This is a genomic window from Streptomyces sp. NPDC057474 (assembly GCF_042802555.1).
Lineage (GTDB): Bacteria > Actinomycetota > Actinomycetes > Streptomycetales > Streptomycetaceae > Streptomyces.
The window spans coordinates 1-24,240 of record NZ_JBHVDX010000155.1 but is presented as its reverse complement, the minus strand read 5'-3'; the positions used below and the strand labels follow the sequence as shown (position 1 = coordinate 24,240).

The window sequence follows — 24,240 nt, the reverse complement described above, 5'->3', positions numbered from 1 at the left end:
GGCCTGGATCTGCCGGGGTCCCGCTGTCGTGCGTATGGGCTGTCGATCAGACGCTGTACGCGCCGACCTCCACACCGTGATCGGCGGCGAGGCGGCGCAGGTCGTCGAGTTCGCCCTGCTCCACCTCGACGAGGAAGTCGTCGCCCTCGTCGCGAGCCCTGGTCAGGTCGGACTCGGTCGCCCTTATGCGCTGCAGAAGTCCTGCGGTGAATGCGTCCATGCTGCGCCCCCTCGTCCTGGGTCGTGGGTCGATGGCACGGGGGTGTGCCGTTCGGAAGGGGCGATCACGTCTCCTGTGGATGCCCAGCGCTGCCCTGGCCGGGCGGCGACGGTGCCGGACACCCACGCCCGCTCTGCGGAAAAGCGGATCGCTGCGTACCGCATGGTGGTGCGGCACAAGCAGAGCGTGATCGCGGGGTGTAAAGCCGTCCTCCCCCCGGTCTCTCGGACGGAAACCTCAACCGGACGAAAAAATCCCGCATTCCCGGCCGCGCGCCCTCGCCCTTCCTGTCCATGGGTCGCCTTACAGCCGACTTACGGCCGAAAAAGGCAGGATGGAGGTCACACACCCACGAACACCACTGCCCGTGTGCGCCTGTAGCGCGCTACGCGGGTGGACACAGGAAGGACAAGCGACGTGCGCGTACTCGTCGTCGAGGACGAGCAACTGCTCGCCGATGCGGTGGCCACCGGACTGCGCCGGGAGGCCATGGCCGTCGACGTCGTGTACGACGGTGCGGCCGCCCTGGAACGCATCGGCGTCAACGACTACGACGTGGTCGTCCTCGACCGGGACCTTCCCCTCGTCCACGGCGACGACGTCTGCCGCAAGCTCGTCGAGCTCGGCCTGCCCACGCGCGTGCTGATGCTCACCGCGTCCGGCGACGTCAGCGACCGCGTCGAGGGCCTGGAGATCGGCGCCGACGACTATCTGCCCAAGCCGTTCGCGTTCAGCGAGCTCATCGCACGCGTACGGGCCCTCGGCCGGCGCACGAGCGTGCCGCTGCCGCCCGTCCTGGAGCGCGCCGGCATCAAGCTCGACCCCAACCGCCGCGAGGTCTTCCGCGACGGCAAGGAGGTCCAGCTCGCGCCCAAGGAGTTCGCGGTCCTGGAGGTGCTGATGCGCAGCGAGGGCGCCGTCGTCTCGGCGGAGCAGCTCCTGGAGAAGGCATGGGACGAGAACACCGACCCGTTCACCAACGTCGTGCGCGTGACGGTCATGACGCTGCGCCGCAAGCTCGGCGAACCACCGGTCATCGTCACCGTGCCCGGCTCCGGCTACCGGATCTGATCCGCCGTGGCCACGACCCCCGCGCCCCCGCTGGCGCCCCCGAAGCCCACCTGGGACCCCAGGAGACCGCAGAACCCACTCCCGTGGCTGCGCCCGACCATCCGGATACGGCTCACGCTGCTGTACGGCGGCATGTTCCTGATCGCCGGGATCCTGCTGCTGTCGATCATCTACCTGCTGGCCGCCCAGGCGATCACCACGGGCAACCAGCCGCTGTTCAAGATCGTGGGCGGCGACAAGATCAGTGTCTCCAGCGAGCAGTGCCCCGCCGTCGACGCCGATTCCACCAACGTGCCGCTCACCGACTTCAACGCGGCGATCGCGGCCTGCATCGACCACCAGCGCCAGGTCGCCCTGGACACCCTGCTCAGCCGCTCCCTGCTGGCACTGCTCGGGCTCGCCGTGATCGCGTTCGCCTTCGGGTACGCGATGGCGGGCCGCGTGCTCGCGCCGCTCGGCCGGATCACCCGGACCGCGCGTGCGGTGGCCGGCTCCGACCTTTCCCGCCGTATCGAGCTGGACGGTCCGGACGACGAGCTGAAGGAGCTGGCGGACACCTTCGACGACATGCTGGAGCGGCTCCAACGGGCCTTCACGGCCCAGCAACGGTTCGTCGGGAACGCCTCGCACGAGCTGAGAACACCACTCGCGATCAACCGCACACTCCTCGAAGTTCACCTTTCCGATCCCAACGCCCCGGCCGAGCTGCAACAGCTGGGCAAGACGCTGCTGGCCACCAACGAGCGCAGTGAGCAGCTCGTCGAGGGTCTGCTGCTGCTCGCCCGCAGCGACAACCAGATCGTCGAGCGCAAGCCCGTGGACCTCGCCGAGGTCGCCTCCCAGGCCATCGACCAGGTGCGCTCCGAGGCGGACACCAGGAAGGTGGAAATCCGCGGCGAGCGGGCCCCCGCGGTCGTCCAGGGCAACGGCGTGCTGCTGGAGCGGATCGCCCTGAACCTCGTCCAGAACGCTGTCCGGCACAACGTGCAGGGCGCGGGCGGCTGGGTAGAAGTCACGACGGAGCTCCAGCACGGACAGGCGGTTCTCGTGGTCACGAACACCGGTCCCGTGGTCCCGGCGTACGAGATCGACAACCTTTTCGAGCCGTTCCGGCGGCTGCGTACGGAGCGCACGGGAAGCGACAAGGGTGTGGGCCTCGGCCTGTCGATCGTCCGGTCGGTGGCCCGCGCGCACGGCGGCCACATCGCCGCCCGGCCACGTGAGGGAGGCGGGCTCGTGATGCGGGTGACCCTTCCCGTCTGAGAAAATGACCCCCGGTTCCTGGGACGTGTTCGCTTTGCGCGGAATTTCCCGGGCACCTGATCGAAACGGTCGCGCGCGATCAATGTGTGATCGATCACATGGGCGAATTTCCGGCCATCTACCGAGCGTGATCATGTGGCTGTCGGAAAGCCGGGAAAATCCGGGTTTTCAGGAGTTGAGATCACGGGAAGTACATGCTGAAGCGCCTTTGAATACAGCCTCAGGACCGTGTACGGTCCCGTTCGCCATCCAAGCCGATCACTCTTGAGGAGTCCGGTTGGGTGTCGATTGAGTAACAGACCTTGATGTGAGGCAAAATCTCCGCCTCAGGTCGGGCACAAGTCCGGCCTCTCACGCGTTACGTGCGCTGGAGACACCGCAGACACCCAGAGGGGGAGAGCGCGACATGGCAACGGATTACGACACCCCACGCAAGACCGACGACGACGTCGACTCGGACAGCCTGGAAGAGCTCAAGGCTCGCAGGAATGACAAGTCGACTTCCGCCGTGGATGTAGATGAGTTCGAGGCCGCCGAAGGCCTGGAACTGCCCGGGGCCGACCTCTCGAACGAGGAGCTGGCCGTCCGGGTGTTGCCCAAGCAGCAGGACGAGTTCACCTGCATGAGCTGCTTCCTGGTGCACCACCGCAGCCAGCTGGCCCGCGAGAAGAACGGTCAGCCGATCTGCCGCGACTGCGACTGAGGCAGGGTCGGCCGTGACTGGCTCGACCCCTCCTTGGAAGCGCCGCTCCCGCAAGGGGGCGGACCCGGGGCCGTACGACGGCTCCGACGGCGTGCGTGACGACGAGCGGGGCTCCTCCGACCAGGGAGCGGCCTCGCTCGAACGTGCGTCCGACATGGCCTCGGGGGGCGCCACGGATGAGCAGGGACGCCTGCCCGTACCGGTGGACACTCCGGCGCCGGTCGCCGGACGGCGCGCGGCCGTCGTCCGGGACGGACTGAAACAGGGCCTCATGGTCGGGGCCCGCAAGAGCGGTGACGGGGCCAGAGCGGGCCTCGCGTACATCACCGACCGTGTCATCGAGATCGCCCCGCGGATCCCCGTACGCGACCTCGCGGCCCTGCGCGCCCAGTTCCCGGGGCTGGGGCCCGAGCAGATCGCCGACAAGCTCGTCGCGGGGGCCGCCAACGCGTCCTCCACGGTGGGCGCGGGGGTCGGGGCCGCCGCGATGCTGCCGGCGCCGCCCGCCATGCCCGCGGAGCTGGCCGCCGAGATCACCGGGGTCGCCGCTGTCGAGCTGAAGCTCATCGCCGAGCTGCACGAGGTGTACGGGTCGCGGCCGCCCGGGAATCTGCGGCAGCGCAGCACTGCCTACCTGGACTCCTGGTCGGGTGAGCGCGGCATCGACGTGACCAGGCCCTCGACGATCAACTCGGCGCTCGGCGGGCAGCTGAAGCGGCAGCTGCGGCAGCAGATCATGAAACGGATGGTGCGGAATCTGCCGAACCTGATGCCGTTCCTGGTCGGGGCCGCGGTCGGGGCGGTCATGAACCGTCGGGACACCAAACACCTCGCGGAACGGATCCGTAAGGATCTGCGGCAAACGCAGGTGCCGTGGGAGGCGTTGCCCGAACTTCCGCCGCTGGAGAAGCCGGTCGATCCACTGCGGGTGGGGGAGCTGCCGAAGGAACTCGGCGGGGGCTGACCGGGAGTTGTCGGGCGCCCCTGGTCCGTCGAGCAGGCGCGCCCGAGTTCGGCACCGCCGGAATTGGGCCGTCGTGGCTGATCACCGCTGCGGCAAAAACGAAATTTCTCGGCGGTAAGAGTTCGGCGAGAAAACCGCGTCGCCCGCCGGGCGTTACACCGCCGCCCGCCGGGCTGTTCCGCCGCCGAGTGACGAGCCGCGTTACGCGGCCGTCTTCGCCGCCGCCAGGGCCGCCACCAAACGCTCCGGCTCCCTCGTCGACAGGTACACGTACGGGGTCGGGTCGGCCGGGTCGGTGATCGGGATGCGCAGGGCGGTGGGGATGTAGGCACGCAGGAGCATGAAGGCGTGGGGGTTGGCCTTGTGTGTGCGCCAGGCCTGGGCTTCCTCGCGGTCGAGGATCTCCGGCTCGCCCAGGGCGCTCACCGGGATCTTCGCCTCGCCCGCGATCAGCGAGTCACCGACGACGCGGATGCGGACCGAGCCGTAGGAACTGGTGACGACCGCCGCGACCGCGGTGCCGCCGGCGAGCCCGCCCAGCAGGGGGAGCGTGCCGAAGGGCAGCAGGATGAGGGCCATCGAGACGCCGACCAGGAAGCAGACGAGCCACCAGGTGCGGGGAGCGGTGAGGCGTTCTTCGTACGGCGAGGCGGAGAGCTGCATGGCGTCAAGCTTGGCACGTGGGCCCTCCGGCCCCGGAATAGGGGCGTCCGAGGGGAAACCCTGCCCGTAGGGGCGATGGCCGGACGCTGACGGACGGGTAAGGTCTGCGCCTGTGAGAGGTACTTCCGCGGCCCTGCGACCCCCGGCGGACGCCACGGCGCCCGTACGGCATCCCGAGGCACCCGCCCCCGGTGAGTCGCTCGGCGCGCACTACGGGCAGTGTTTCGGCTGTGGTGGCGAGCAGCCCCACGGGCTGCATCTGGAGGCGACGGCCGGTGAGGGCGTCACTCTCACCGCCGAGTTCACCGTACGGCCCGCGCATCAGGGGGCTCCGGGCCTCGCGCACGGCGGAGTCCTGGCCAGCGCCCTCGACGAGACCCTTGGCTCCCTCACCTGGCTGCTGCGCACCATCGCGGTGACCGGGCGGCTGGAGACCGACTTCCTGCGGCCCGTCCCCGTCGACACCGTGCTGCACCTGAGGGCCGAGGTGACGGCGGTGGCAGGGCGGAAGATCTTCGCGACCGCCGAGGGACGCATCGGAGGCCCCGAGGGCCCGCTGGCCGTCCGCGCCGACGCGCTCTTCGTCGAGGTCAAGGTCGACCACTTCATCGACCACGGCCGCGACGAGGAGATCCAGGCGGCCATGAACGACCCGGACCAGGTCCGGCGGGCCCGTGCCTTCGAGGTGAACCCGTGAGCGGCGGCCGTACCCCTCTCGACGTCCTGATCTGGCGCGTCGACCCCGACGTGCCGCTGCCGGACTACGCGCAGCCCGGTGACGCCGGCGCCGATCTGCGCACCACGGAGAGCCGGGAGTTGAAGCCGGGCGAACGGGCCGTACTTCCCACGGGAGTGTCCATCGCGCTCCCGGAGGGGTACGCGGCCTTCGTGCACCCACGGTCCGGTCTCGCCGCCCGCTGCGGCGTCGCTCTGGTGAATGCCCCGGGGACGGTTGATGCCGGGTACCGTGGGGAGATCAAGGTGATCGTGGTGAATCTCGACCCGCATGAAGCCGTGCGGTTCGAGCGCTTCGACCGGATTGCCCAACTGGTCGTCCAGCAGGTCGAGAAGGTGCGCTTCCAGGAGGTGGCGGAGCTTCCCGACTCGGCGCGGGCCGAGGGGGGCTTCGGGTCCACCGGCGGTCATGCCGCCGTGGGCGGACCATGGGTGGCAACGGGTGGGAATCGATACGCTTCGGTCGTATCCGACCGGGAAGGACAGTGACGTGTTCGGACGTCGCAAGAAGAAGGGTTCCGCTGAGGACGCGGCGGACGCGGCGAGCGAGGCCGAGCAGGTCGACGGCGTCGCTGGGGACGTCGACACTGAGGCGGACGAGGGCGAGCGCGAGCGTGTACGGCTCGAGCCCGAGCCGCGGCCGGACGGGCCGTGGGACAGCACCGAGGTGCGCGAGCCCGGCGAGGGCCGGGTGGACCTCGGCGGCATCTTCGTGCCCGGAGTCGACGGCATGGAACTGCGCGTCGAGGTCGCGGGCGACGCGATCGTCGCGGCGACCGTCGTGCTCCGCGACAGCGCGGTCCAGCTGCAGGCCTTTGCCGCGCCCAAGCGCGAGGGCATCTGGGGCGAGGTCCGCGAGGAGATCGCCTCCGGCATCACCCAGCAGGGCGGTGTCATCGACGAGGTCGAGGGTCCGCTCGGCTGGGAGCTCCGTGCGCAGGTGCCGGTGCAGCTGCCGGACGGCACGGGCGGCTTCCAGGTCGTCCGGTTCGTCGGTGTGGACGGGCCCCGCTGGTTCCTGCGCGGGGTGATCTCCGGCCGGGGCGCGGTGGAGCCGCAGACCGCCGGACTGCTGGAGCAGATCTTCCGGGACACGGTCGTCGTCCGCGGCGAGGGCCCCATGGCTCCGCGCGACCCGATCGTCCTGAAGCTGCCGAACGACGCGCAGATGGTCCCCGAGGCTGTCCAGCAGGAGGAGCAGGCCGGTTCCCGCTTCTCCGGCGGCATGGGGCAGCTGCAGCGCGGGCCGGAGATCACCGAGGTCCGCTGAGCACTCGGCTTGGCAAGGCCGTACGGCACCTGCGGGTGCGTGAGGGCTGGTCGCCAGTCCCCCTTGCCCCTTGCGGGGCGCTGTACCGAGCCGTGTATGGGCCGTACTCCTTGGTGGGGTGCGGCCCTTTGTCATGTGCGCCGTCCATTCAGGGGTGGCGTGCGTCAGGGGGTGCGTCAGGGTTGTGTCAAAGAGCGGCTCAGGTCCGTCTCATGTCCCCTTTGCCGTGATTATTGGCCGTAAGGTCGACGCTGCGTAGGCGGCGGTCACGGGAAGACAATGGGGCCATGGGACGCGGGAAGCTTCGGATCTACCTCGGTGCGGCACCGGGCGTCGGCAAGACGTACGCGATGCTGTCCGAAGCGCACCGCCGGATCGAACGCGGTACCGACTGCGTGGTGGCCTTCGTGGAGCACCACGGCCGGCCGCGCACCGAGGTGATGCTGCACGGGCTGGACCAGATCCCGCGCCGGGAGCTGGAGTACCGGGACGCGGTCTTCACCGAGATGGACGTGGATGCCGTCCTGGCCCGGCGGCCCCGGGTGGCCCTCGTGGACGAACTGGCCCACACCAATGTGCCCGGCTCCCGCAACGACAAGCGCTGGCAGGACGTCCAGGAACTGCTCGCGGCCGGCATCGACGTGGTATCGACCGTCAACATCCAGCACCTGGAGTCGCTCGGAGATGTCGTCGAGTCGATAACGGGCGTACGGCAGCGCGAGACCGTCCCCGACGAGGTGGTGCGGCGGGCCGACCAGATAGAGCTGGTCGACATGTCGCCGCAGGCGCTGCGGCGGCGGATGGCGCACGGCAACATCTACCAGCCGGACAAGGTCGACGCGGCCCTGTCGAACTACTTCCGGCCCGGGAACCTGACCGCGCTGCGGGAGCTGGCGCTGCTGTGGGTGGCCGACCGGGTCGACGAGTACCTCAATGCGTACCGCAGCGAGCACCAGGTGTCGAAAATCTGGGGCTCGCGCGAGCGGATCGTGGTCGGGCTGACCGGCGGCCCGGAGGGGCGGACCCTGATCCGGCGGGCCGCCCGGCTCGCCGAGAAGGGCGCGGGCGGCGAGGTCATGGCCGTGTACATCGCCCGCAGCGACGGGCTGACCTCCGCCTCGCCCAAGGAACTCGCCGTTCAGCGCACCCTCGTCGAGGACCTCGGCGGCACCTTCCACCACGTCGTCGGCGACGACATCCCGGCCGCGCTGCTGGCCTTCGCGCGCGGGGTCAACGCCACCCAGATCGTGCTCGGGGTCTCGCGGCGCAAGAGCTGGCAGTACGTGTTCGGGCCGGGCGTCGGCGCGACCGTCGCCCGGGACTCCGGACCCGACCTGGACGTCCACCTGATCACCCATGACGAGGCGGGCAAGGGACGCGGGCTGCCTGTCGCCCGGGGCGCCCGGCTCGGCCGGGCCCGGATGATCTGGGGCTGGCTGGTCGGGACGGCCGGCCCGGTCCTGCTGGCGCTGCTGCTGGCCAACTTCGAGACCGACCTGGGTCTCGCCAACGACATGCTGCTGTTCCTGTCGGTGACGGTGGCCGCGGCCCTGCTGGGGGGTCTGCTGCCCGCCCTGGCCGCCGCCGTGCTGGGCTCGCTGCTGCTCAACTGGTTCTTCACCCCGCCGGTGCACACCCTGACGGTCGACGACCCGACGAACGTCGTCGCCATAGCGGTCTTCATAGGAGTCGCGGTGTCGGTGGCGTCCGTGGTGGACCTCGCGGCCCGGCGCACCCATCAGGCGGCCCGGCTGCGCGCCGAGTCGGAGATCCTGTCCTTCCTCGCGGGCAGCGTGCTGCGCGGGGAGACCAGCCTGGAGGCGCTGCTCGAACGGGTCCGCGAGACCTTCGGGATGGAGTCGGTGGCCCTCCTGGAGCGCGAGAGCGACGTGGACCCGTGGACCTGCGCGGGCAGCGTGGGCCCCCGGCAGGTGGACCGTCCGGAGGGCGCGGACGTGGACATTCCGGTCGGTGACCACATGGCGCTCGCCCTCTCCGGGCGCGTCCTGCCCGCCGAGGACCGCCGGGTGCTGGCCGCGTTCGCCGCCCAGGCCGCCGTCGTACTGGACCGCCGACGCCTCCAGCAGGAAGCCGACCAGGCCAAGGAACTGGCCGAGGGCAACAGCATCCGCACCGCGCTGCTCGCCGCAGTCAGCCACGATCTGCGCACCCCGCTGGCCGGTATCAAGGCCGCCGTCTCGTCCCTGCGCTCCGACGACGTGGCCTGGTCGGAGGAGGACCAGGCCGAACTCCTCGAAGGGATCGAGGACGGCGCCGACCGGCTCGACCACCTCGTGGGCAACCTCCTCGACATGTCCCGCCTGCAGACCGGCACGGTCACCACGCTGATCCGCGAGATCGACCTCGACGAGGTGGTGCCGATGGCCCTAGGCGGCGTCCCCGAGGGCAGCGTCGGGCTGGAGATCCCCGAGAGCCTGCCCATGGTCGCCGTCGACCCCGGGCTGCTGGAGCGCTCGGTCGCCAACATCGTCGAGAACGCCGTCAAGTACAGCCCGCCCGGCACACCCGTCCAGATCTCCGCCAGCGCCCTCGGCGGCCGCGTCGAGGTCCGGGTCACCGATCTTGGCCCCGGCGTCCCCGACGAGGCCAAGGACCGCATCTTCGCCCCCTTCCAGCGCTACGGCGACGCCCCGCGCGGGACCGGCGTGGGGCTGGGGCTCGCGGTCGCCCGCGGCTTCGCCGAGGCCATGGGCGGCACGCTCGACGCCGAGGACACACCCGGCGGAGGACTCACCATGGTGCTCACGGTGCGGACCGCGGAGAGCGGCTCCGGGGCCGACACAGCCCCGTCCGCGGAGACGGCCCCGTCGGCGGACACGGTCGCACCGGTCGGCACGGCCACATCGGCAGAGAGGCGAACCACATGACCCGGGTGCTCGTGGTCGACGACGAGCCGCAGATCGTCCGCGCGCTCGTGATCAACCTGAAGGCCCGCAAGTACGAGGTCGACGCGGCCCACGACGGTGCGACCGCCCTCGAACTCGCAGCCGCCCGCCACCCCGACGTCGTCGTCCTCGATCTCGGGCTGCCCGACATGGACGGCGTCGAGGTGATCAAGGGACTGCGCGGCTGGACCCGGGTACCGATCCTCGTCCTGTCGGCCCGGCACTCCTCCGACGAGAAGGTCGAGGCCCTCGACGCGGGCGCCGACGACTACGTCACCAAGCCCTTCGGCATGGACGAGCTGCTCGCCCGGCTGCGCGCCGCCGTCCGCCGCGCCGAGCCCGTCGGGGGCGAGGAGGGCGACGTGATCGTGGAGACCGACGACTTCACCGTGGACCTGGCCGCGAAGAAGGTGAACCGGGACGGCAGGGACGTCCGGCTGACCCCCACCGAGTGGCACCTCCTGGAGGTGCTCGTCCGCAGCACCGGGCGCCTGGTCAGCCAGAAGCAGTTGCTCCAGGAGGTCTGGGGGCCGTCGTACGGGACGGAGACCAACTACCTCCGGGTCTACATGGCCCAGCTGCGGCGCAAGCTGGAGGGCGACCCCTCGCGGCCCCGGCACTTCATCACCGAGGCGGGGATGGGGTACCGGTTCGAGAAGTGAGACGTCGAGAAGTGGGCGGAGGCCGACGTACGGGGGTGCAGAACTGTCGGCGGGCCCCGGTACGCTTTTTGTCATGAGTGCTGTTCCTCGTTCCGAGAAGCCGGCGGGCCGGTTCCGGCGCATGCTCGACCGGCTCTCCTCGTCCCAGACGGACCTGGAGTCGGAGGAGCTGCGCGAGGACGCGGACACCGCGGGCTGCACGCGCATATGTGACTGCCACGACCGACAGATAGTGACGGTTACTGGTACCTTGCGCACGGTCACGCTGCGCCCCCGGGCCGGTGTCCCGGCCCTGGAGGCCGAGCTGTTCGACGGTTCGGCCGCCTTGGACGTGGTCTGGCTGGGCAGGCGCTCCATCGTCGGGATAGAGCCGGGGCGCAAGCTGATCGCATCCGGCCGGATCTCGATGAGCCGGGGCCGTAGGGTGCTGTTCAATCCGAAGTACGAACTCAGACCGCTCGGACGGGAGTAGCCGGTGACGTCGCTCGACAAGCCGACGGAAGACGCCCAGCGAGGCGTCCAGGACGCCGAGGGCGGACAGGACGGCTCGCACGACTCCAGGGCGGTGACCGAGGCCGCGTTGTTCGAGGCGTTCGGCGGCGTGCGCGGCATGGTCGAGACCGTGCTCCCGGGCCTTCTCTTCGTCTCCATCTTCACGATCAACAAGGACCTGCACGCGGCGGCTCTCGCGGCTCTCGGCGTCTCCGTCCTGCTGGTCGTGGTGCGGCTCGTCATGAAGGACACCGTCAAGCACGCCTTCAGCGGTGTCTTCGGAGTCGCCTTCGGCGTGGTCTTCGCGATGATGACCGGCAACGCCAAGGACTTCTATCTGCCGGGCATGCTGTACACGCTGGGCCTCGGGCTCGCGTACATCATCACGACACTGGCCGGCGTGCCGCTGATCGGCCTGATGCTCGGCCCGGTCTTCAAGGAGAACCTGTCCTGGCGGAAGCGGAACCCCGGCCGCAAGAAGGCGTACGCGAAGGCGAGTTACGCCTGGGGCGCGATCCTGCTCGCCAAGTGCGCGATCCTCTTCCCGCTCTACTGGTGGGCCGACACCACACAGCTGGGCTGGGTGCTCATCGCCCTGAAGATCCCGCCGTTCCTGCTCGCCGTGTGGCTGACCTGGATCTTCCTCGCGAAGGCGCCGGCTCCGATCGACGTGTTCGCGGAGATGGAGGCGGAGGAGCGCGCGGAGAAGGAGCGGAAGACTGCCGCGCAGTCGGCCGACTAGACACCGGCCAGGACGTGTGAAGGGGCGCCCCGAGTTTCGGGGCGCCCCTTCACGTCGTAGACCCTCGCGTCAGCTCGTCGCGTCCTCGCGGCGGACCGACAGCAGGTCCTCCAACTGTTCCTCGCGGGCCTGGGCGGCCACGAAGAGCAGTTCGTCGCCCGCCTCCAGGGAGTCGTCCGGGGTGGGGGTGAGGACCCGGGTACCGCGGATGATGGTGACCAGGGAGGTGTCCTCCGGCCACTCGACCTCGCCCACCTGTGTGCCGGCCAGGGCCGACTCGGGCGGCAGGGTCAGCTCGACCAGGTTCGCGTCGCCGTGGCTGAAGCGGAGGAGCCGGACCAGGTCGCCGACGCTGACGGCCTCCTCGACCAGGGCCGACATCAGACGCGGGGTCGACACGGCCACGTCCACGCCCCAGGACTCGTTGAACAGCCACTCGTTCTTGGGGTTGTTGACGCGGGCGACGACGCGCGGGACGCCGTACTCCGTCTTCGCCAGCAGCGAGACGACCAGGTTGACCTTGTCGTCGCCGGTCGCGGCGATGACGACGTTGCAGCGCTGGAGCGCCGCCTCGTCCAGGGACGTGATCTCGCAGGCGTCGGCCAGCAGCCACTCCGCCTGGGGGACGCGCTCGACCGAGATCGCGGTCGGCGCCTTGTCGATGAGAAGGATCTCGTGGCCGTTCTCCAGCAGTTCGCCCGCGATCGAGCGGCCGACCGCTCCGGCTCCGGCAATGGCGACCCTCATCAGTGACCGCCCTCTTCGTCGGGGCCCTCGGCGAAGGACGCCTCGACCTTCTCCACGTCGTCCGTCCGCATCATCACGTGCACGAGGTCGCCCTCCTGCAGCACCGTCTGCGAGGACGGCAGGATCGCCTCGCCCAGGCGGGTGAGGAAGGCGACGCGGACGCCGGTCTCCTCCTGCATCTTGCTGATCTTGTGGCCCACCCAGGCCGACGAGGCGTGCACCTCCGCGAGCTGGACGCCGCCGGTGGGGTCGCGCCACAGTGGCTCCGCCCCGGAGGGCAGCAGCCGGCGGAGCATCTGGTCGGCGGTCCAGCGGACCGTGGCGACCGTGGGGATGCCCAGGCGCTGGTAGACCTCGGCGCGGCGGGGGTCGTAGATCCGAGCCGCCACGTTCTCGATGCCGAACATCTCGCGGGCCACGCGGGCGGCGATGATGTTCGAGTTGTCACCGCTGGAGACGGCGGCGAACGCGCCCGCTTCCTCGATGCCCGCCTCGCGCAGGGTGTCGCGGTCGAAGCCGACCCCGGTGACGCGGCGGCCGCCGAAACCCGAGCCCAGACGACGGAAGGCCGTGGGGTCCTGGTCGATCACGGCGACCGTGTGCCCCTGTTGCTCCAGGGTCTGGGCGAGGGTGGAACCCACTCGCCCGCAGCCCATGATGACGATGTGCACGACCGTCCTTCCGGTGTCAATAGCTACTGTTCAGCCGAAACGTCGAAAACAGGGTCTCAGACCGTCGCCCAAGCTACACACGTGCGGTCCACCGGGGGCACCCCCGTGCAGGCCCGGGTCACATCGTGGGACGACGTCGGCTGATACGGCGGACGCTGATCATCGTCAGGACGCCGAGTCCGACGAGGGAGGCGAGAGCGCCGATCAGCTCTGCGGTCGCGGCCTGCATGGGGCCTCCAGAGAGTGAGGTGGACGAGAACGTCACGGGATTCGTCATATAGACGTGAGGACGCCGCCCATCAGACCGGAGGATGCGTGACGTGACGCACTTCGCAGTCGCCGCCGGAGGGATTTCACCCCAGGGCCCGCCGGGATTTCACCCGGATGTGCCCAGAACCAGTCGGGGCGCTTACGATCCTCTGCGTGTCCAAACTGACCGACGTGCCCAAACGGATTCTGATCGGGCGCGCTCTGCGCAGCGACCGGCTGGGCGAAACGCTCCTGCCGAAGCGCATCGCACTCCCCGTCTTCGCCTCCGACCCGCTCTCGTCCGTGGCGTACGCACCCGGAGAGGTGCTGCTGGTCCTCTCCATCGCGGGCGTGTCGGCCTACCACTTCAGCCCCTGGATCGCCGTCGCGGTCGTCGTGCTGATGTTCACCGTGGTGGCGTCGTACCGGCAGAACGTGCACGCGTATCCGAGCGGCGGCGGCGACTACGAGGTGGCGAACACCAACCTCGGCCCCAAGGCCGGCCTCACCGTCGCCAGCGCGCTCCTCGTCGACTACGTCCTCACCGTCGCCGTGTCGATCTCCTCCGGTGTGGAGAACCTCGGCTCGGCCATCCCCTTCTTCGTCGAGCACAAGGTGCTGTGCGCGATCGGCATCATCGTGCTGCTGACGTTGATGAACCTGCGCGGGGTGAAGGAGTCCGGGAACCTCTTCGCGATCCCGACGTACGTCTTCGTCGTCGGCGTCTTCGTGATGATCGCCTGGGGCGCCTTCCGCGGACTGGTCCTCGACGAGACCATGAAGGCACCCACCGCGGGCCTGGAGATCAAGGCCGAGCACCAGGGCCTCGCCGGCTTCGCGCTGGTCTTCCTGATGCTGCGCGCCTTCTCCTCCGGCTGCGCCGCCCTCACCGGCGTCGAGGCGATCTCCAACGGCGTCCCCGCCTTTCGCAAGCCCAAGTCGAAGAACGCGGCCACGACGCTGGCCCTGATGGGCTTCTTCGCCGTCACCATGTTCTGCGGCATCATCGGCCTGGCGATGGTCACCAATGTACGGATGGCCGAGAACCCGGCGGTCGACCTGCTGCGCGACGGCACCCCGGTCGGTGACTCCTACGTCCAGAACCCGGTGATCTCCCAGGTCGCAGCAGCCGTCTTCGGTGACGGCACCTTCCTCTTCATCCTGCTGGCCGCCGCCACCGCCCTCGTGCTGTTCCTGGCCGCCAACACCGCCTACAACGGCTTCCCGCTGCTCGGCTCGATCCTCGCCCAGGACCGCTACCTCCCGCGCCAGCTGCACACCCGTGGCGACCGCCTCGCCTTCTCCAACGGCATCGTGCTCCTCGCGGGCGCCGCCGTGCTCCTCGTGTGGATCTACGGCGCCGACTCCACGCGCCTGATCCAGCTGTACATCGTCGGGGTGTTCGTCTCCTTCACCCTCAGCCAGACGGGCATGGTCCGGCACTGGAACCGCCATCTGCGCACCGAGAAGGACCCGGCCAAGCGCCGCCACATGATCCGCTCCCGCGCGATCAACACCTTCGGCGCCTTCTTCACCGGCCTGGTCCTGATCGTCGTCCTCGTCACCAAATTCACGCACGGCGCCTGGGTCGCCCTGCTGGGCATGGTGATCTTCTACGCGACGATGACGGCCATCCGTAAGCACTACGACCGGGTCGCCGCGGAGATCGCAGCGCCCGACGGCCCGAGCGACGACGTCGTACGGCCGTCCAGGGTCCACTCCGTGGTGCTGATCTCCAGGATCCACCGCCCCACCCTGCGCGCCCTCGCCTACGCCAAGCTGATGCGCTCCCATACCCTGGAGGCGCTCAGCGTCAACGTCGACGCGGCCGAGACCAAGGCGCTCCAGGAGGAGTGGACCCGACGCGGCATCGACGTACCGCTGAAGGTCCTCGACTCGCCGTACCGCGAGGTCACCCGGCCGGTCATCGAGTACGTCAAGGGTCTGCGCAAGGAGTCCCCGCGCGACGCGGTGTCGGTGATCATCCCCGAGTACGTGGTCGGCCACTGGTACGAGCACCTGCTGCACAACCAGAGCGCGCTCCGGCTCAAGGGCCGGCTGCTCTTCACGCCGGGCGTCATGGTGACCTCCGTGCCCTACCAGCTGGAGTCCTCCGAGGTCGCGAAGCGGAGGGCGCGCAAGCGGCAGGAGTGGAGCGCGCCGGGGTCGGTACGGCGTGGTCCGGCGAACGAGCGGCCGAAGGACTCGTCGAAGGAGTCCTCGGCCAGCAAGGGCTGACGCTCGTGGTCAACGGCCGGACAGCGCCCACGTAGACTGGTGGGCTGTTGTCCGGCCGTTCCGCTTTTCTCTCTTCTGGAGTCACCCCACCATGCAGGCAGAACCCAAGAAATCGCTGGTGGGGGAGGAGTACGAGGTCGAGGTCGGCCCCGTCGCCCACGGCGGCCACTGCATCGCCCGTACGTCCGAGGGCCAGGTCCTCTTCGTACGGCACACGCTGCCCGGCGAGCGGGTCGTGGCGCGGGTGACCGACGGCGAGGAGGGGGCGCGCTTCCTGCGGGCGGACGCGGTCTCGATCCTGTCGGCCTCAAAGGACCGCGTCGAGGCCCCCTGCCCCTACGCCGGCCCCGGCCGCTGCGGCGGCTGCGACTGGCAGCACGCCAAGCCGGGCGCCCAGCGCCGCTTCAAGGGCGAGGTCATCGCCGAGCAGCTGCAGCGGCTCGCGGGCCTCACGCCCGAGGAGGCGGGCTGGGACGGCACGGTCATGCCGGCCGAGGGCGACAAGGTTCCGGCGGGCGAGGTTCCGGCCTGGCGTACGCGGGTGCAGTACGCGGTGGACGACTCGGGCCGCGCGGGTCTGCGCAGGCACCGGTCGCACGAGGTCGAGCCGATCGACCACTGCATGATCGCGGCGCCCGGGGTGAGCGAGCTGGGCATCGAGAAGCGCGACTGGACGGGTATGGCGTCCATCGACGCGATCGCGGCGACGGGGTCGCAGGACCGTCAGGTCATCCTCGAGCCGCGGCCGGGTGCGCGGCTGCCCTTGGTGGAACTGGACAAGCCGGTGTCGGTGATGCGGGTCGAGGAGAAGGACGGCGGCGTCCACCGCGTCCACGGGCGCCCCTTCGTCCGCGAGCGCGCGGACGACCGCACGTACCGCGTCGGCAGCGGCGGCTTCTGGCAGGTCCACCCCAAGGCCGCCGACACCCTCGTCAAGGCCGTCATGCAGGGCCTGCTGCCCCGCAAGGGCGACACGGCGCTCGACCTCTACTGCGGGGTGGGGCTGTTCGCGGGAGCGCTCGCCGACCGCGTCGGCGAGAAGGGGGCCGTCCTCGGCATCGAGTCCGGCAAACGCGCCGTCGAGGACGCCCGGCACAACCTCGCCGGCTTCGACCGGGTGCGGATCGAACAGGGCAAGGTCGACGCCGTGCTCCCGCGCACGGGCATCACCGAGGCCGACCTGATCGTCCTGGACCCGCCGCGCGCCGGGGCGGGCAAGAAGACCGTCCAGCACATGGCGTCGCTGGGAGCGCGTCGGATCGCGTATGTGGCCTGTGACCCGGCGGCGTTGGCGCGGGACCTCGGGTATTTCAAGGAGGGCGGGTATCGGGTGCGGATGCTGCGGGCGTTCGATCTGTTTCCGATGACGCATCATGTGGAGTGCGTGGCAATTCTGGAGCCGGCCGCTAAGGGCTCCTGACCTGTGGTTTCGTCGATGGCTGGGTGATTCGATCTGTTTCTGGTCAGCCCTTCAGGTCGAGTAGGTCGGCTGCTCGTCTTGGGCGTTCTGATCTGCGGTTTTGCGCGGTATCGGTGCCCAGGTTGGTAGCGATGCGACTCTGTCGCCCAGAGAGGCCGTGAGGACGGGACCGGCGCGTTTGACGGGACCCGGTAGTGGTCGTGTTGAGCGGCCGACCGTTGTCACCGCAGCCGCGGGACAGCGCCTCCCCCATGAGGCGTTCGCGTGGCGCCTGATGCCCCGATGGCGGCGGTGTGCCCCTGGTCTTCATTTCGGAGCTCACGTATCTCCGCTCCATCACTGTGGGCCTGGGCGGAGGGTGCGCGGGCGGTGACGGTATGCTTACATGCTGGCTCGGAGTCCCCGTCGTGCTGTCGTCGATGAGTGTCTGGTGTCGGGGGATGGGAGAAAGAGCCGGTTGGGTCGAGCGCGGGGGCCAGGGGGAGGCGATGGGATGCGGCAGGCAGGTGTGCTCGATGTCGGGTGTCACAGTGCTCTGCTGACGGTGGTGCGGCGGCGTCCGGATACGGTGCTGGAGCCGGTGTTCTCCCGCAAGGTTCGGCTGAGACTGCACGAGACCCTCGACCGCAAGGGGCGTCTGGACAACGTCGGCATGAAGAGTGTCGAGCGGGCTGTGGCCGAGGCCGTCGCCGCCGATCCGCGTCCGCGTGGACCGGAAGTGTTCGCGTTCGCGACCTCCGTCATCCGGGACGCGCCCAACCGTGACGAGATCATCGCGCGAGTGGCCCGCACCACCGGCACCCGCCTGCGCGTGCTGACCGGCGAGGAGGAGGCGCGGTTGGCCTACGTGGCAGCCCGCCAGTGGGCCGGCCCGACGGCTGGGCAGTTGCTGGTCCTGGACATCGGCGGCGGCACCCTGGAGATCGCCTCCGGCACCGGAGACCAACCCCGCGTCGTCCACTCGCTGCCGCTGGGTGCCCGCCGGATCACCCGGGACTGGCTTCCCGGCGGCACAGTACCGTCCCGACGTTGCCTGGAGGAGGTCCGGCAGCACCTCCGCCGGTCCCTGGAAGCCGTCCCCGGCCTGCCGCAGGCCGAGCCAGGAGGGCGGGTGTTGGCCAGCTCCAAGACCTTCGAACAGCTCGCCCGGCTCGCCGCCGCCCAGGGCAGGACACCGCGCACAAGACGGCGGTTGACGCTGCCCCAACTGCGCAAGTCGGTCTGCTTGCTGGCCGACGCGGCACCGTCCCACCGTGCCAAGCTGCCGGGCATCTCCCGGCACCGCGCCGAGCAGTCCCTGGCCGGAGCCTTGATCGCCCAGTCCCTCATGGAAGCCTGCGGGGCCAAGAGCGTCGAGATCTGCCCCTGGTCCACCCGGGAAGGGCTACTGCTCGAACACCTCGGCGTGGCTCCCACCCCAGTCGGCCGCCTCCGCCTCGTCGGCTGAGCCCAGCGGACCTGGTCTCCCCAAGGCTTTCCCGTCTGGTCGTCGCAGGCACGGGTGATCACACTGACGCCGAAGGGGCTGGCGTCCGCCACGCCCGCCGGGCCCGCGAGCGTGCGCAGTGACGTTTGGGCAGCAAATTGAGCGTCAACATTTTGCATGTACCGCCCACTCTGCACGTAATGCACATCGACACCGTGTCCGATGTGGAGCACAGAGCTCTGACCTGCCATTTCCCTCCACATGTTTTTGTTCCACATGTTTTCGATGACGCATCATGTGGAGTGCGTTGCGATTCTGGAGCCTGTCGGCAAGGGTGCCTGACCTGCAGGTTCTCTATTCCGGGTCGGCTCTCGACCTGTTTTGCCGTGTCCAACAGGTCGGACGGCAGCTCAGTCCCTCACCTGCGGTTTTCCACTGCCGAGACCCGCGTGGGGATGAAGGAGAGTCGACTTGTGGAAGATCTTGACGCTCATATGACGCTCGGACCGCCGGTGGGCAGAGGGCTGGCGGCTCTGCGCGGAGCTGTTGCCCACCAGGAACGGTGCTCCTGCGGGGTGCTGTGAAGCCCTGCTCCCGGCGAATGCATCTGATGGCAGAGGGTCATCGACGAGTCGCCGGCTCTGGCCGTCCGGCTCAGTGTCTCCGCGACGCCGTTGCGGAACTTCGTGCAGGGCTGGGCCGTGGAGGTGGCCATAGCCCGCAGGCCGGAGACGGTCGCCCGGCTCCGTGACCTGGAGGCCCGTGCGGCGCGGTTACCAGCCTGGACGAGGCACGGACGATCGCTGCGGAAATCAGCCGCATCCGTCGTGGTGCGGCAGTCGACGGGGCCCTTGCGGTCCGGAGCCACGCGCTGGACGTCGAACGGGTGGGCACTCACGTCCGCGCGGACGGCCGACATGTAGTCGATTCCCCGCTGGGCCAGGCCGGCCCGCAGGTGGGCGTTGGTGCCGTAGGCGGCATCAGCCACGACCACGGGCGGGCTTATGTCCCAGCCGGCCAGCGTGTCGAGCATGTCCAGAGCCAGCCGCCACTGCAGCGGGCAGGAGGCGGTGTCACTGGCGGCGTGGACGCTGACCACGACCTGGCAGTTGGCACGTTCGCCCAGGGCTCCGCAGTGCTTCGGAGCCACCCCGGCCGACATCCGGCCGTCCTTGGGTACTGACACGTCGTCGATGACCCAGGCCGCCGCTTAGACCAGCGGCAGCATGCGCTCACGGATCCGCCGCTGCACCGGCATCGGGTCCCAGGTGGACTGGTTCACGAACTGTGCTGCAGGTTCTGTTCGTTGCCGTCCGGCAGACTAACGGCCATGGCCTGGATCGACTTGCGGCGGCCGTCCGGCATCAGTCCCCGCAGGTAGCAGTCGTCCTTGGCCCGCTGGTCCTTGCGTGGCACCGAGGCGGACACATCAGCCACGTACAACGCCAACTTCACCCGGAAACGGTTCGCTTCATGTGCGTCCGTCCATCCGCCATGCCCAGGAAGAGGCCGAACCCGAAGACCTGACGGAGTCCTACGAGGGGCGCATCTGCCGGCTTCGGGCAGGCGGGGAGTCCGGTTCCACGGGGCATGACCCTGCTGGGATTCGATCGTTGTCGTCCGGGCTTTGGGGAATCAACTACCGGCCGCCGCCTTGTGGGCGGGTGGTACTAGAGACAGGCGATCAGGTCGGTGGCCGCGCGAGTACGGTGGAGTGGCCTGCCCGGATGGACTTGGGGGAATTCGTGACGTTCGAGCAAGAATGGGCCGAACTGCGCGCGGCGGCGGCCGAGCGGACTGCCATGCAGATCAACAGCGCTCCGGCCACCGGTGGCGGAGGTGGTGGTGGCGCGAAGGGCCTGGTGGTCAATCGGGACGACCTCGGCGCTATCGGCAATGACGCGTATGACCTGCTGGGTAGGCTGGCGGCGGAGGGCGACATCGCCCGTCCCTCCACGTTCGACGCGGCGACGGCGCTGATCAACGGGAACTTCGTGAGCGGTTCGGCCGTGCTGAAGGTGCATGACTTCTGGCAGACCCACCTGAGGACGCTGCTGGACGCCTGCGCGCAGATTTCGAATCACCTCGATTACAGCAAGGCGCAGCACGCCAAGGACGAGGTGAAGATCGAGGGCGAGTTGACGCGGATATCCGTGCTCACGGAATACATGAAATAGGGCTCGGGGGAGCGCGCACCATGCTGAAGTACGAGGACATCATCGGCGCCCCGGTGGCGAAGCTGAAGACCGCTGTCGACGACTGGTCGGAGATGGCGAAGAAGCTGGACACTCTCGCCACGGACGCCACCGACGGGATGAAGGCAAAGGCGGACAAAGCTTCCTGGGAGGGCGTCAACGCAGGGGTCACCAGGGCGTTCATCGGCAAGACGGCCAAGGAGTTCGCGGATGCCGCGGCCGAGGCCAAGGGTGTGAAGCTGATCCTGGAAGAGGGGTACTTGGCCATCAAGAAGGCCAAGGAGGACCTGGAGAACATCCGGGACCACGAGGGGCCCGCGGCCCACATCCGGGTGGACGGCAACGGCAAGGTCACGGCGAAAAACCCGTTGTCCCAGATCCCCGCGGCGCGGCACGACCCCGACTACGGCGACCTTCTACGGGAGGAGCAGCGGAACATCGAGTCGTGGCAGAAGAGGATCGACCTCATCGTCGACAACTGCAACGACACCGACGTCGCCCTCAAGAACACCCTTGAGGCCAACGTCACCGACCGCAAGGACTTCAACGCTCCGACGTACACGAAGCTGGACCAGGAGGAAGCCGCCCGCGCCGCCGCTCTGGCGGGCAAGGGCCGGGACCTCACACACTCCGAACTGCAGCAGCTCAACGAACTGCTGAAGGACAACAGCAAGTCGGTGGAGTTCTCCAAGAACTTCTACGAGAAGCTCGGCCCCGAGAAGTCGCTCGCGTTCTTCGGCCAGCTCTCCACGGACACGTACGAGTACGGCAAGGTCGACTCGCAGCGCCTCAAGGACGTCCAACAGCTCCAGGAGAACCTCGGCCTCAACCTGGCCACCGCCTCCCACGACAAGGAATTCTCCGACAAGTGGGGCCCGGAGCTCCGCAAGTTGGGTACGGAGCGCATTCCGCTGGCCAAGCACGACTACGGCGGGCCGTTCGGATACCAGCTGCTCGGCGGGATCATGCGGTACGGGAACTACGACGCGAAGTTCCTCAACCCGATCGCCGAACACGTGGCGCAGTTGCACGCGAAGGATCCGTACATGTTCGCCGAGAACAAGGTGGTGAACAGTCCGTTCAAGAACCCGTTCAATCCCTCCGGAGTGAACGGGGCCGGCTACGACCCGGCCACTGCCATGCTGGAAGCGCTCGGCAACAGTCCGGAAGCGGCGAAGAAGTTCTTCGCCGACCCGCCGACCGCGTACAACGAGGATGGCACGGTCAACCACGGTGCCACGGCCGACCTCGGGAAGGACAAGGACGGCGAGGCGATCGACAACTACTTCGACTTCTTCGGCAACGAGAAGTGGGAGTCCTTCCCCGACGTCAACTCGCTCGACGAGAAGGAGCTCAAGGCGTCGCTCGACCAGATGCCCGACGCCCTCGGCCACGCCCTGGAGGCGGCGACCCTCGGCTACCCCGCCGGGCACCCGGACCCCGGCGTGGTGCGGGACGCGGACAACGCCGCGGTCATGCAGAAGGTCATGGAGAAGTACGGTGCGGACCCGGGTCTGCTGAAGGAGCACCACGAGGCGTTGGCCGACAGCCTGGGTGTCATGGGCGGCGGCTACATCGACGACATCAACTGGGCGCTGGACAAGAACCATCCGGAGAGCGTGTTCGCGCCGGGCAAGAACCCGGAGGGGCACCTCGACTTCGCGGACACCGTGGACGGGAACGGGCGGAGCGTCGTCCGGGGCTTCCTCAGCACCCTCGGCCAGCACCCGGACGCGTACGCTACGGTCTCGACCGCGGAGCAGGTCTACACCCGCAGCGTGCTGGAAGAGACAGTGGGTTCGGACGGAAAGATCAAGGAGGAGGGCGCTGCCAGGGCGACCGTGCGCGTGGGCGCCGAGGTGCAGGGCATGCTCGACCAGTCCCGGGCCGACCAGGTGGAGGCGACGAACCTCAAGACCCACGAGGACTACGAGAAGGCGGTCGCCAAGCGGGCGGGCTGGGTCCAGTTCGGGGCCGCGGCGGGCATCGCGGCGGGCGTCGCCTTCCTGCCCGCAACCGCGGCCGTGGGCACGGCCGCGGTGCTCATCCCGCTGGCGACGGATACCGCCGCTGGCGCTGCTGAACAGGTCATCGGTCAGATGGTCGGCGACATGTCCGAGAAATCGGTGGATGAGCACAAGGGGAAGATGGAGGACCTCACCGACGAGGAGAAGGACGAGATCTACTCCGCCGGTGAGAGTATGGCCGAGGTCCCGATGGATAATTTCCTGCGGCACAACGGCGTGGACCCCAACAGCGATTTCGCACAGGACCTACGTGAATCGATGCTGCTCGGCTACTCAGTCGGCAACGACCGGGAGAACCAGCAGGGCCACGACCCGGAGACCGGTTGAGGCCGGTGGACGGCCGAGGACACGTAAGGATGCGGAAAGTGATCAGTCGTAGGTCAGTACGCGGGGGACTTCTCTCCGCAGCCGTGGCCGGCTCGTTGTTTCTCGGGGCCACGGGTTGTGGAGGGGACGGGGACGAGGACGGAGTTCCGGACGACTACAAGGTCGTTGTGGGGACACAACTCTGCGGTGGCGACGCCATGTCCGCCGACGCGTCCAAGGCACTGAAGGTGATCACGGGAGCGTCGCGGTTCGAGGCGTCGGCAGAGAGGTACACCATCGCGCAGGCCGCGACGACCATTGTCGAGACGTTCTGGGACCCCAACGTGTATCGCGGGGACGTCTGCCGTGTTTACACGCCCCGCGACACGCCGGATTTCGACCTCAGAATCACCTGGAGGCGGGTCGACAGCGCCGCGACGGGCACCCCCGCCTCGGAGTTCACCGTGCTGAAGATGGGGGAGCGGGCCCTGGCGGCGGCGGACAAGGCGTACGTCCAGTTCGCGTGCAAGAGCGACAATTTGGGTGGCTCGTCGGATGCGGCCCACATGGAGATCGGCGTGGAGCACCGGGATCCATTTCATGAACCCGAGGGTGACATCAAGGCGTTGAAAGACGCCTACGCGACCGTCGCCCACTCCGTCTCGCTGGCCATGGCCAAGGAACTGCGCTGCGAGAAGAACGGCGGGCTCCCCGCGAGGCCCGTGCTGGATTCCGCGTAGCCGCTGACGTACGCGGGTACGGCCATGCTCAGGGGCCCTTCCTGCCCGGAGGAGGGGCCGTCTGCTGTATGCGGTGCGCCACGGGCGCGCGGTGCTCGGACCTTGTCTCCAGGGGGGCCGCCGACCTCGCGCTCGCCCACGATTCCGACCCGGTCCGGCTCCCCGTACCGGACGGTGCGGAGAAGCCCTCCTCGGCGAAGACCCGGTCGAGATCTGCGTACCGGTCGCCCACTCCCTCGCCGGCCGGGCTGTGCTGACCCGCCAGGACCTGACCGGTGAACGCTGGGGTCACCCCTGGTCGACGGTGACGAGTGCCACATGTGGATCCTGCTGCCTATGCGGACCCTGCTGGAGCTCAACAACCGCGTGCAGATCGCACCCCTCCCGGCCGTGGAGTGCTGCTCGGCGACCAAGCTCGGCGGCTCGGCTGCGACGCTTCCCGGCACGATCCGCCAGAGGCTCCCGAGCAGCCGGGTATGAGCGAGCCCCGGCTCGAGTGGGATCGGGAGGGCGCCCACCCAGAGGTGGGC

At 69.1% G+C, this 24,240-nt stretch carries 22 protein-coding genes and 1 pseudogene; 18 read left to right on the top strand and 5 right to left on the bottom strand.

The features are described from left to right. Positions 1-46 precede the first annotated feature (46 nt). The gene (locus ACFU53_RS32770) at positions 47-220 is read right to left on the bottom strand and encodes a hypothetical protein (protein ID WP_192829560.1); all 174 of its coding nucleotides are present in this window, start codon (positions 218-220) and stop codon (positions 47-49) included. Between the two features lie 417 nt (positions 221-637). Here ACFU53_RS32770 and ACFU53_RS32765 point away from each other — a divergent pair, with 417 nt between their 5' ends. From ACFU53_RS32765 to ACFU53_RS32750, 4 genes are all read left to right on the top strand, one after another. After that, positions 638-1,291, top strand: a complete 654-nt coding sequence (locus tag ACFU53_RS32765; protein WP_009340866.1) for a response regulator transcription factor — start codon at positions 638-640, stop codon at positions 1,289-1,291. Between the two features lie 6 nt (positions 1,292-1,297). Continuing rightward, positions 1,298-2,554 (top strand): sensor histidine kinase, encoded by a 1,257-nt coding sequence (locus ACFU53_RS32760; protein ID WP_384000577.1) that lies wholly within the window; start codon positions 1,298-1,300, stop codon positions 2,552-2,554. 406 nt (positions 2,555-2,960) lie between these two features. Then, complete coding sequence (locus ACFU53_RS32755; protein ID WP_005481602.1) at positions 2,961-3,257, top strand: DUF4193 domain-containing protein; 297 nt, start codon at positions 2,961-2,963, stop codon at positions 3,255-3,257. A gap of 13 nt (positions 3,258-3,270) precedes the next feature. Further along, positions 3,271-4,221, top strand: a complete 951-nt coding sequence (locus ACFU53_RS32750; protein WP_384000574.1) for a hypothetical protein — start codon at positions 3,271-3,273, stop codon at positions 4,219-4,221. Between the two features lie 201 nt (positions 4,222-4,422). On the opposite strand, the gene ACFU53_RS32745 is transcribed toward ACFU53_RS32750, so the two are convergent. Beyond that, entirely contained in the window at positions 4,423-4,884 is a 462-nt protein-coding gene (locus ACFU53_RS32745) for a DUF3093 domain-containing protein (protein ID WP_384000572.1), read from the bottom strand. A gap of 112 nt (positions 4,885-4,996) precedes the next feature. On the opposite strand from ACFU53_RS32745, the gene ACFU53_RS32740 reads away from it, so the two are divergent. The 7 genes from ACFU53_RS32740 (at position 4,997) to ACFU53_RS32710 (ending at position 11,691) form a co-directional block, all read left to right on the top strand. After that, the gene (locus ACFU53_RS32740) at positions 4,997-5,581 is read left to right on the top strand and encodes a PaaI family thioesterase (RefSeq protein WP_384000569.1); all 585 of its coding nucleotides are present in this window, start codon (positions 4,997-4,999) and stop codon (positions 5,579-5,581) included. Beyond that, positions 5,578-6,108, top strand: coding sequence for a dUTP diphosphatase (gene dut, locus ACFU53_RS32735; protein ID WP_384000566.1), 531 nt, complete (start codon positions 5,578-5,580; stop codon positions 6,106-6,108). The genes ACFU53_RS32740 and dut overlap by 4 nt, the downstream gene beginning before the upstream one ends. A 1-nt stretch (position 6,109) precedes the next feature. After that, positions 6,110-6,889 carry a DUF3710 domain-containing protein gene (locus ACFU53_RS32730; protein ID WP_384000563.1) on the top strand — a complete coding sequence of 260 codons (780 nt, stop codon included), beginning with the start codon at positions 6,110-6,112 and terminating at the stop codon, positions 6,887-6,889. Between the two features lie 287 nt (positions 6,890-7,176). Beyond that, positions 7,177-9,777 (top strand): DUF4118 domain-containing protein, encoded by a 2,601-nt coding sequence (locus ACFU53_RS32725; protein WP_384000560.1) that lies wholly within the window; start codon positions 7,177-7,179, stop codon positions 9,775-9,777. Beyond that, complete coding sequence (locus ACFU53_RS32720; protein ID WP_384000556.1) at positions 9,774-10,457, top strand: response regulator; 684 nt, start codon at positions 9,774-9,776, stop codon at positions 10,455-10,457. Before ACFU53_RS32725 ends, ACFU53_RS32720 begins: the two co-directional genes overlap by 4 nt. A gap of 73 nt (positions 10,458-10,530) precedes the next feature. Beyond that, on the top strand, positions 10,531-10,929 hold the full coding sequence (locus tag ACFU53_RS32715) for an OB-fold nucleic acid binding domain-containing protein (RefSeq protein ID WP_149827837.1): 399 nt from the start codon (positions 10,531-10,533) through the stop codon (positions 10,927-10,929). Between the two features lie 3 nt (positions 10,930-10,932). After that, positions 10,933-11,691 carry a DUF3159 domain-containing protein gene (locus ACFU53_RS32710; RefSeq protein ID WP_384000553.1) on the top strand — a complete coding sequence of 253 codons (759 nt, stop codon included), beginning with the start codon at positions 10,933-10,935 and terminating at the stop codon, positions 11,689-11,691. Between the two features lie 69 nt (positions 11,692-11,760). On the opposite strand, the gene ACFU53_RS32705 is transcribed toward ACFU53_RS32710, so the two are convergent. Then, positions 11,761-12,438 (bottom strand): TrkA family potassium uptake protein, encoded by a 678-nt coding sequence (locus ACFU53_RS32705; RefSeq protein ID WP_327343198.1) that lies wholly within the window; start codon positions 12,436-12,438, stop codon positions 11,761-11,763. Further along, positions 12,438-13,109 (bottom strand): TrkA family potassium uptake protein, encoded by a 672-nt coding sequence (locus ACFU53_RS32700; RefSeq protein WP_033525197.1) that lies wholly within the window; start codon positions 13,107-13,109, stop codon positions 12,438-12,440. The genes ACFU53_RS32705 and ACFU53_RS32700 overlap by 1 nt, the downstream gene beginning before the upstream one ends. A gap of 423 nt (positions 13,110-13,532) precedes the next feature. Here ACFU53_RS32700 and ACFU53_RS32695 point away from each other — a divergent pair, with 423 nt between their 5' ends. The 3 genes from ACFU53_RS32695 (at position 13,533) to ACFU53_RS32685 (ending at position 18,463) form a co-directional block, all read left to right on the top strand. Further along, positions 13,533-15,596 carry an APC family permease gene (locus ACFU53_RS32695; RefSeq protein ID WP_384000548.1) on the top strand — a complete coding sequence of 688 codons (2,064 nt, stop codon included), beginning with the start codon at positions 13,533-13,535 and terminating at the stop codon, positions 15,594-15,596. A gap of 91 nt (positions 15,597-15,687) precedes the next feature. Continuing rightward, on the top strand, positions 15,688-17,016 hold the full coding sequence (locus ACFU53_RS32690; protein ID WP_384000546.1) for a class I SAM-dependent RNA methyltransferase: 1,329 nt from the start codon (positions 15,688-15,690) through the stop codon (positions 17,014-17,016). Between the two features lie 493 nt (positions 17,017-17,509). After that, positions 17,510-18,463, top strand: a complete 954-nt coding sequence (locus ACFU53_RS32685; protein ID WP_384000542.1) for a Ppx/GppA phosphatase family protein — start codon at positions 17,510-17,512, stop codon at positions 18,461-18,463. A 469-nt stretch (positions 18,464-18,932) separates the two neighbouring features. Here ACFU53_RS32685 and ACFU53_RS32680 read toward each other — a convergent pair. Further along, a pseudogene (locus ACFU53_RS32680) lies at positions 18,933-19,897 on the bottom strand (transposase). A gap of 290 nt (positions 19,898-20,187) precedes the next feature. Here ACFU53_RS32680 and ACFU53_RS32675 point away from each other — a divergent pair. From ACFU53_RS32675 to ACFU53_RS32660, 4 genes are all read left to right on the top strand, one after another. After that, positions 20,188-20,619, top strand: coding sequence for a hypothetical protein (locus ACFU53_RS32675; RefSeq protein ID WP_384000539.1), 432 nt, complete (start codon positions 20,188-20,190; stop codon positions 20,617-20,619). 20 nt (positions 20,620-20,639) lie between these two features. Next, positions 20,640-22,991, top strand: coding sequence for a hypothetical protein (locus ACFU53_RS32670; RefSeq protein WP_384000536.1), 2,352 nt, complete (start codon positions 20,640-20,642; stop codon positions 22,989-22,991). A 197-nt stretch (positions 22,992-23,188) separates the two neighbouring features. Then, complete coding sequence (locus tag ACFU53_RS32665; protein WP_384000533.1) at positions 23,189-23,710, top strand: hypothetical protein; 522 nt, start codon at positions 23,189-23,191, stop codon at positions 23,708-23,710. A 336-nt stretch (positions 23,711-24,046) separates the two neighbouring features. Then, complete coding sequence (locus tag ACFU53_RS32660) at positions 24,047-24,190, top strand: hypothetical protein (RefSeq protein ID WP_384000530.1); 144 nt, start codon at positions 24,047-24,049, stop codon at positions 24,188-24,190. Positions 24,191-24,240: the final 50 nt, after the last annotated feature.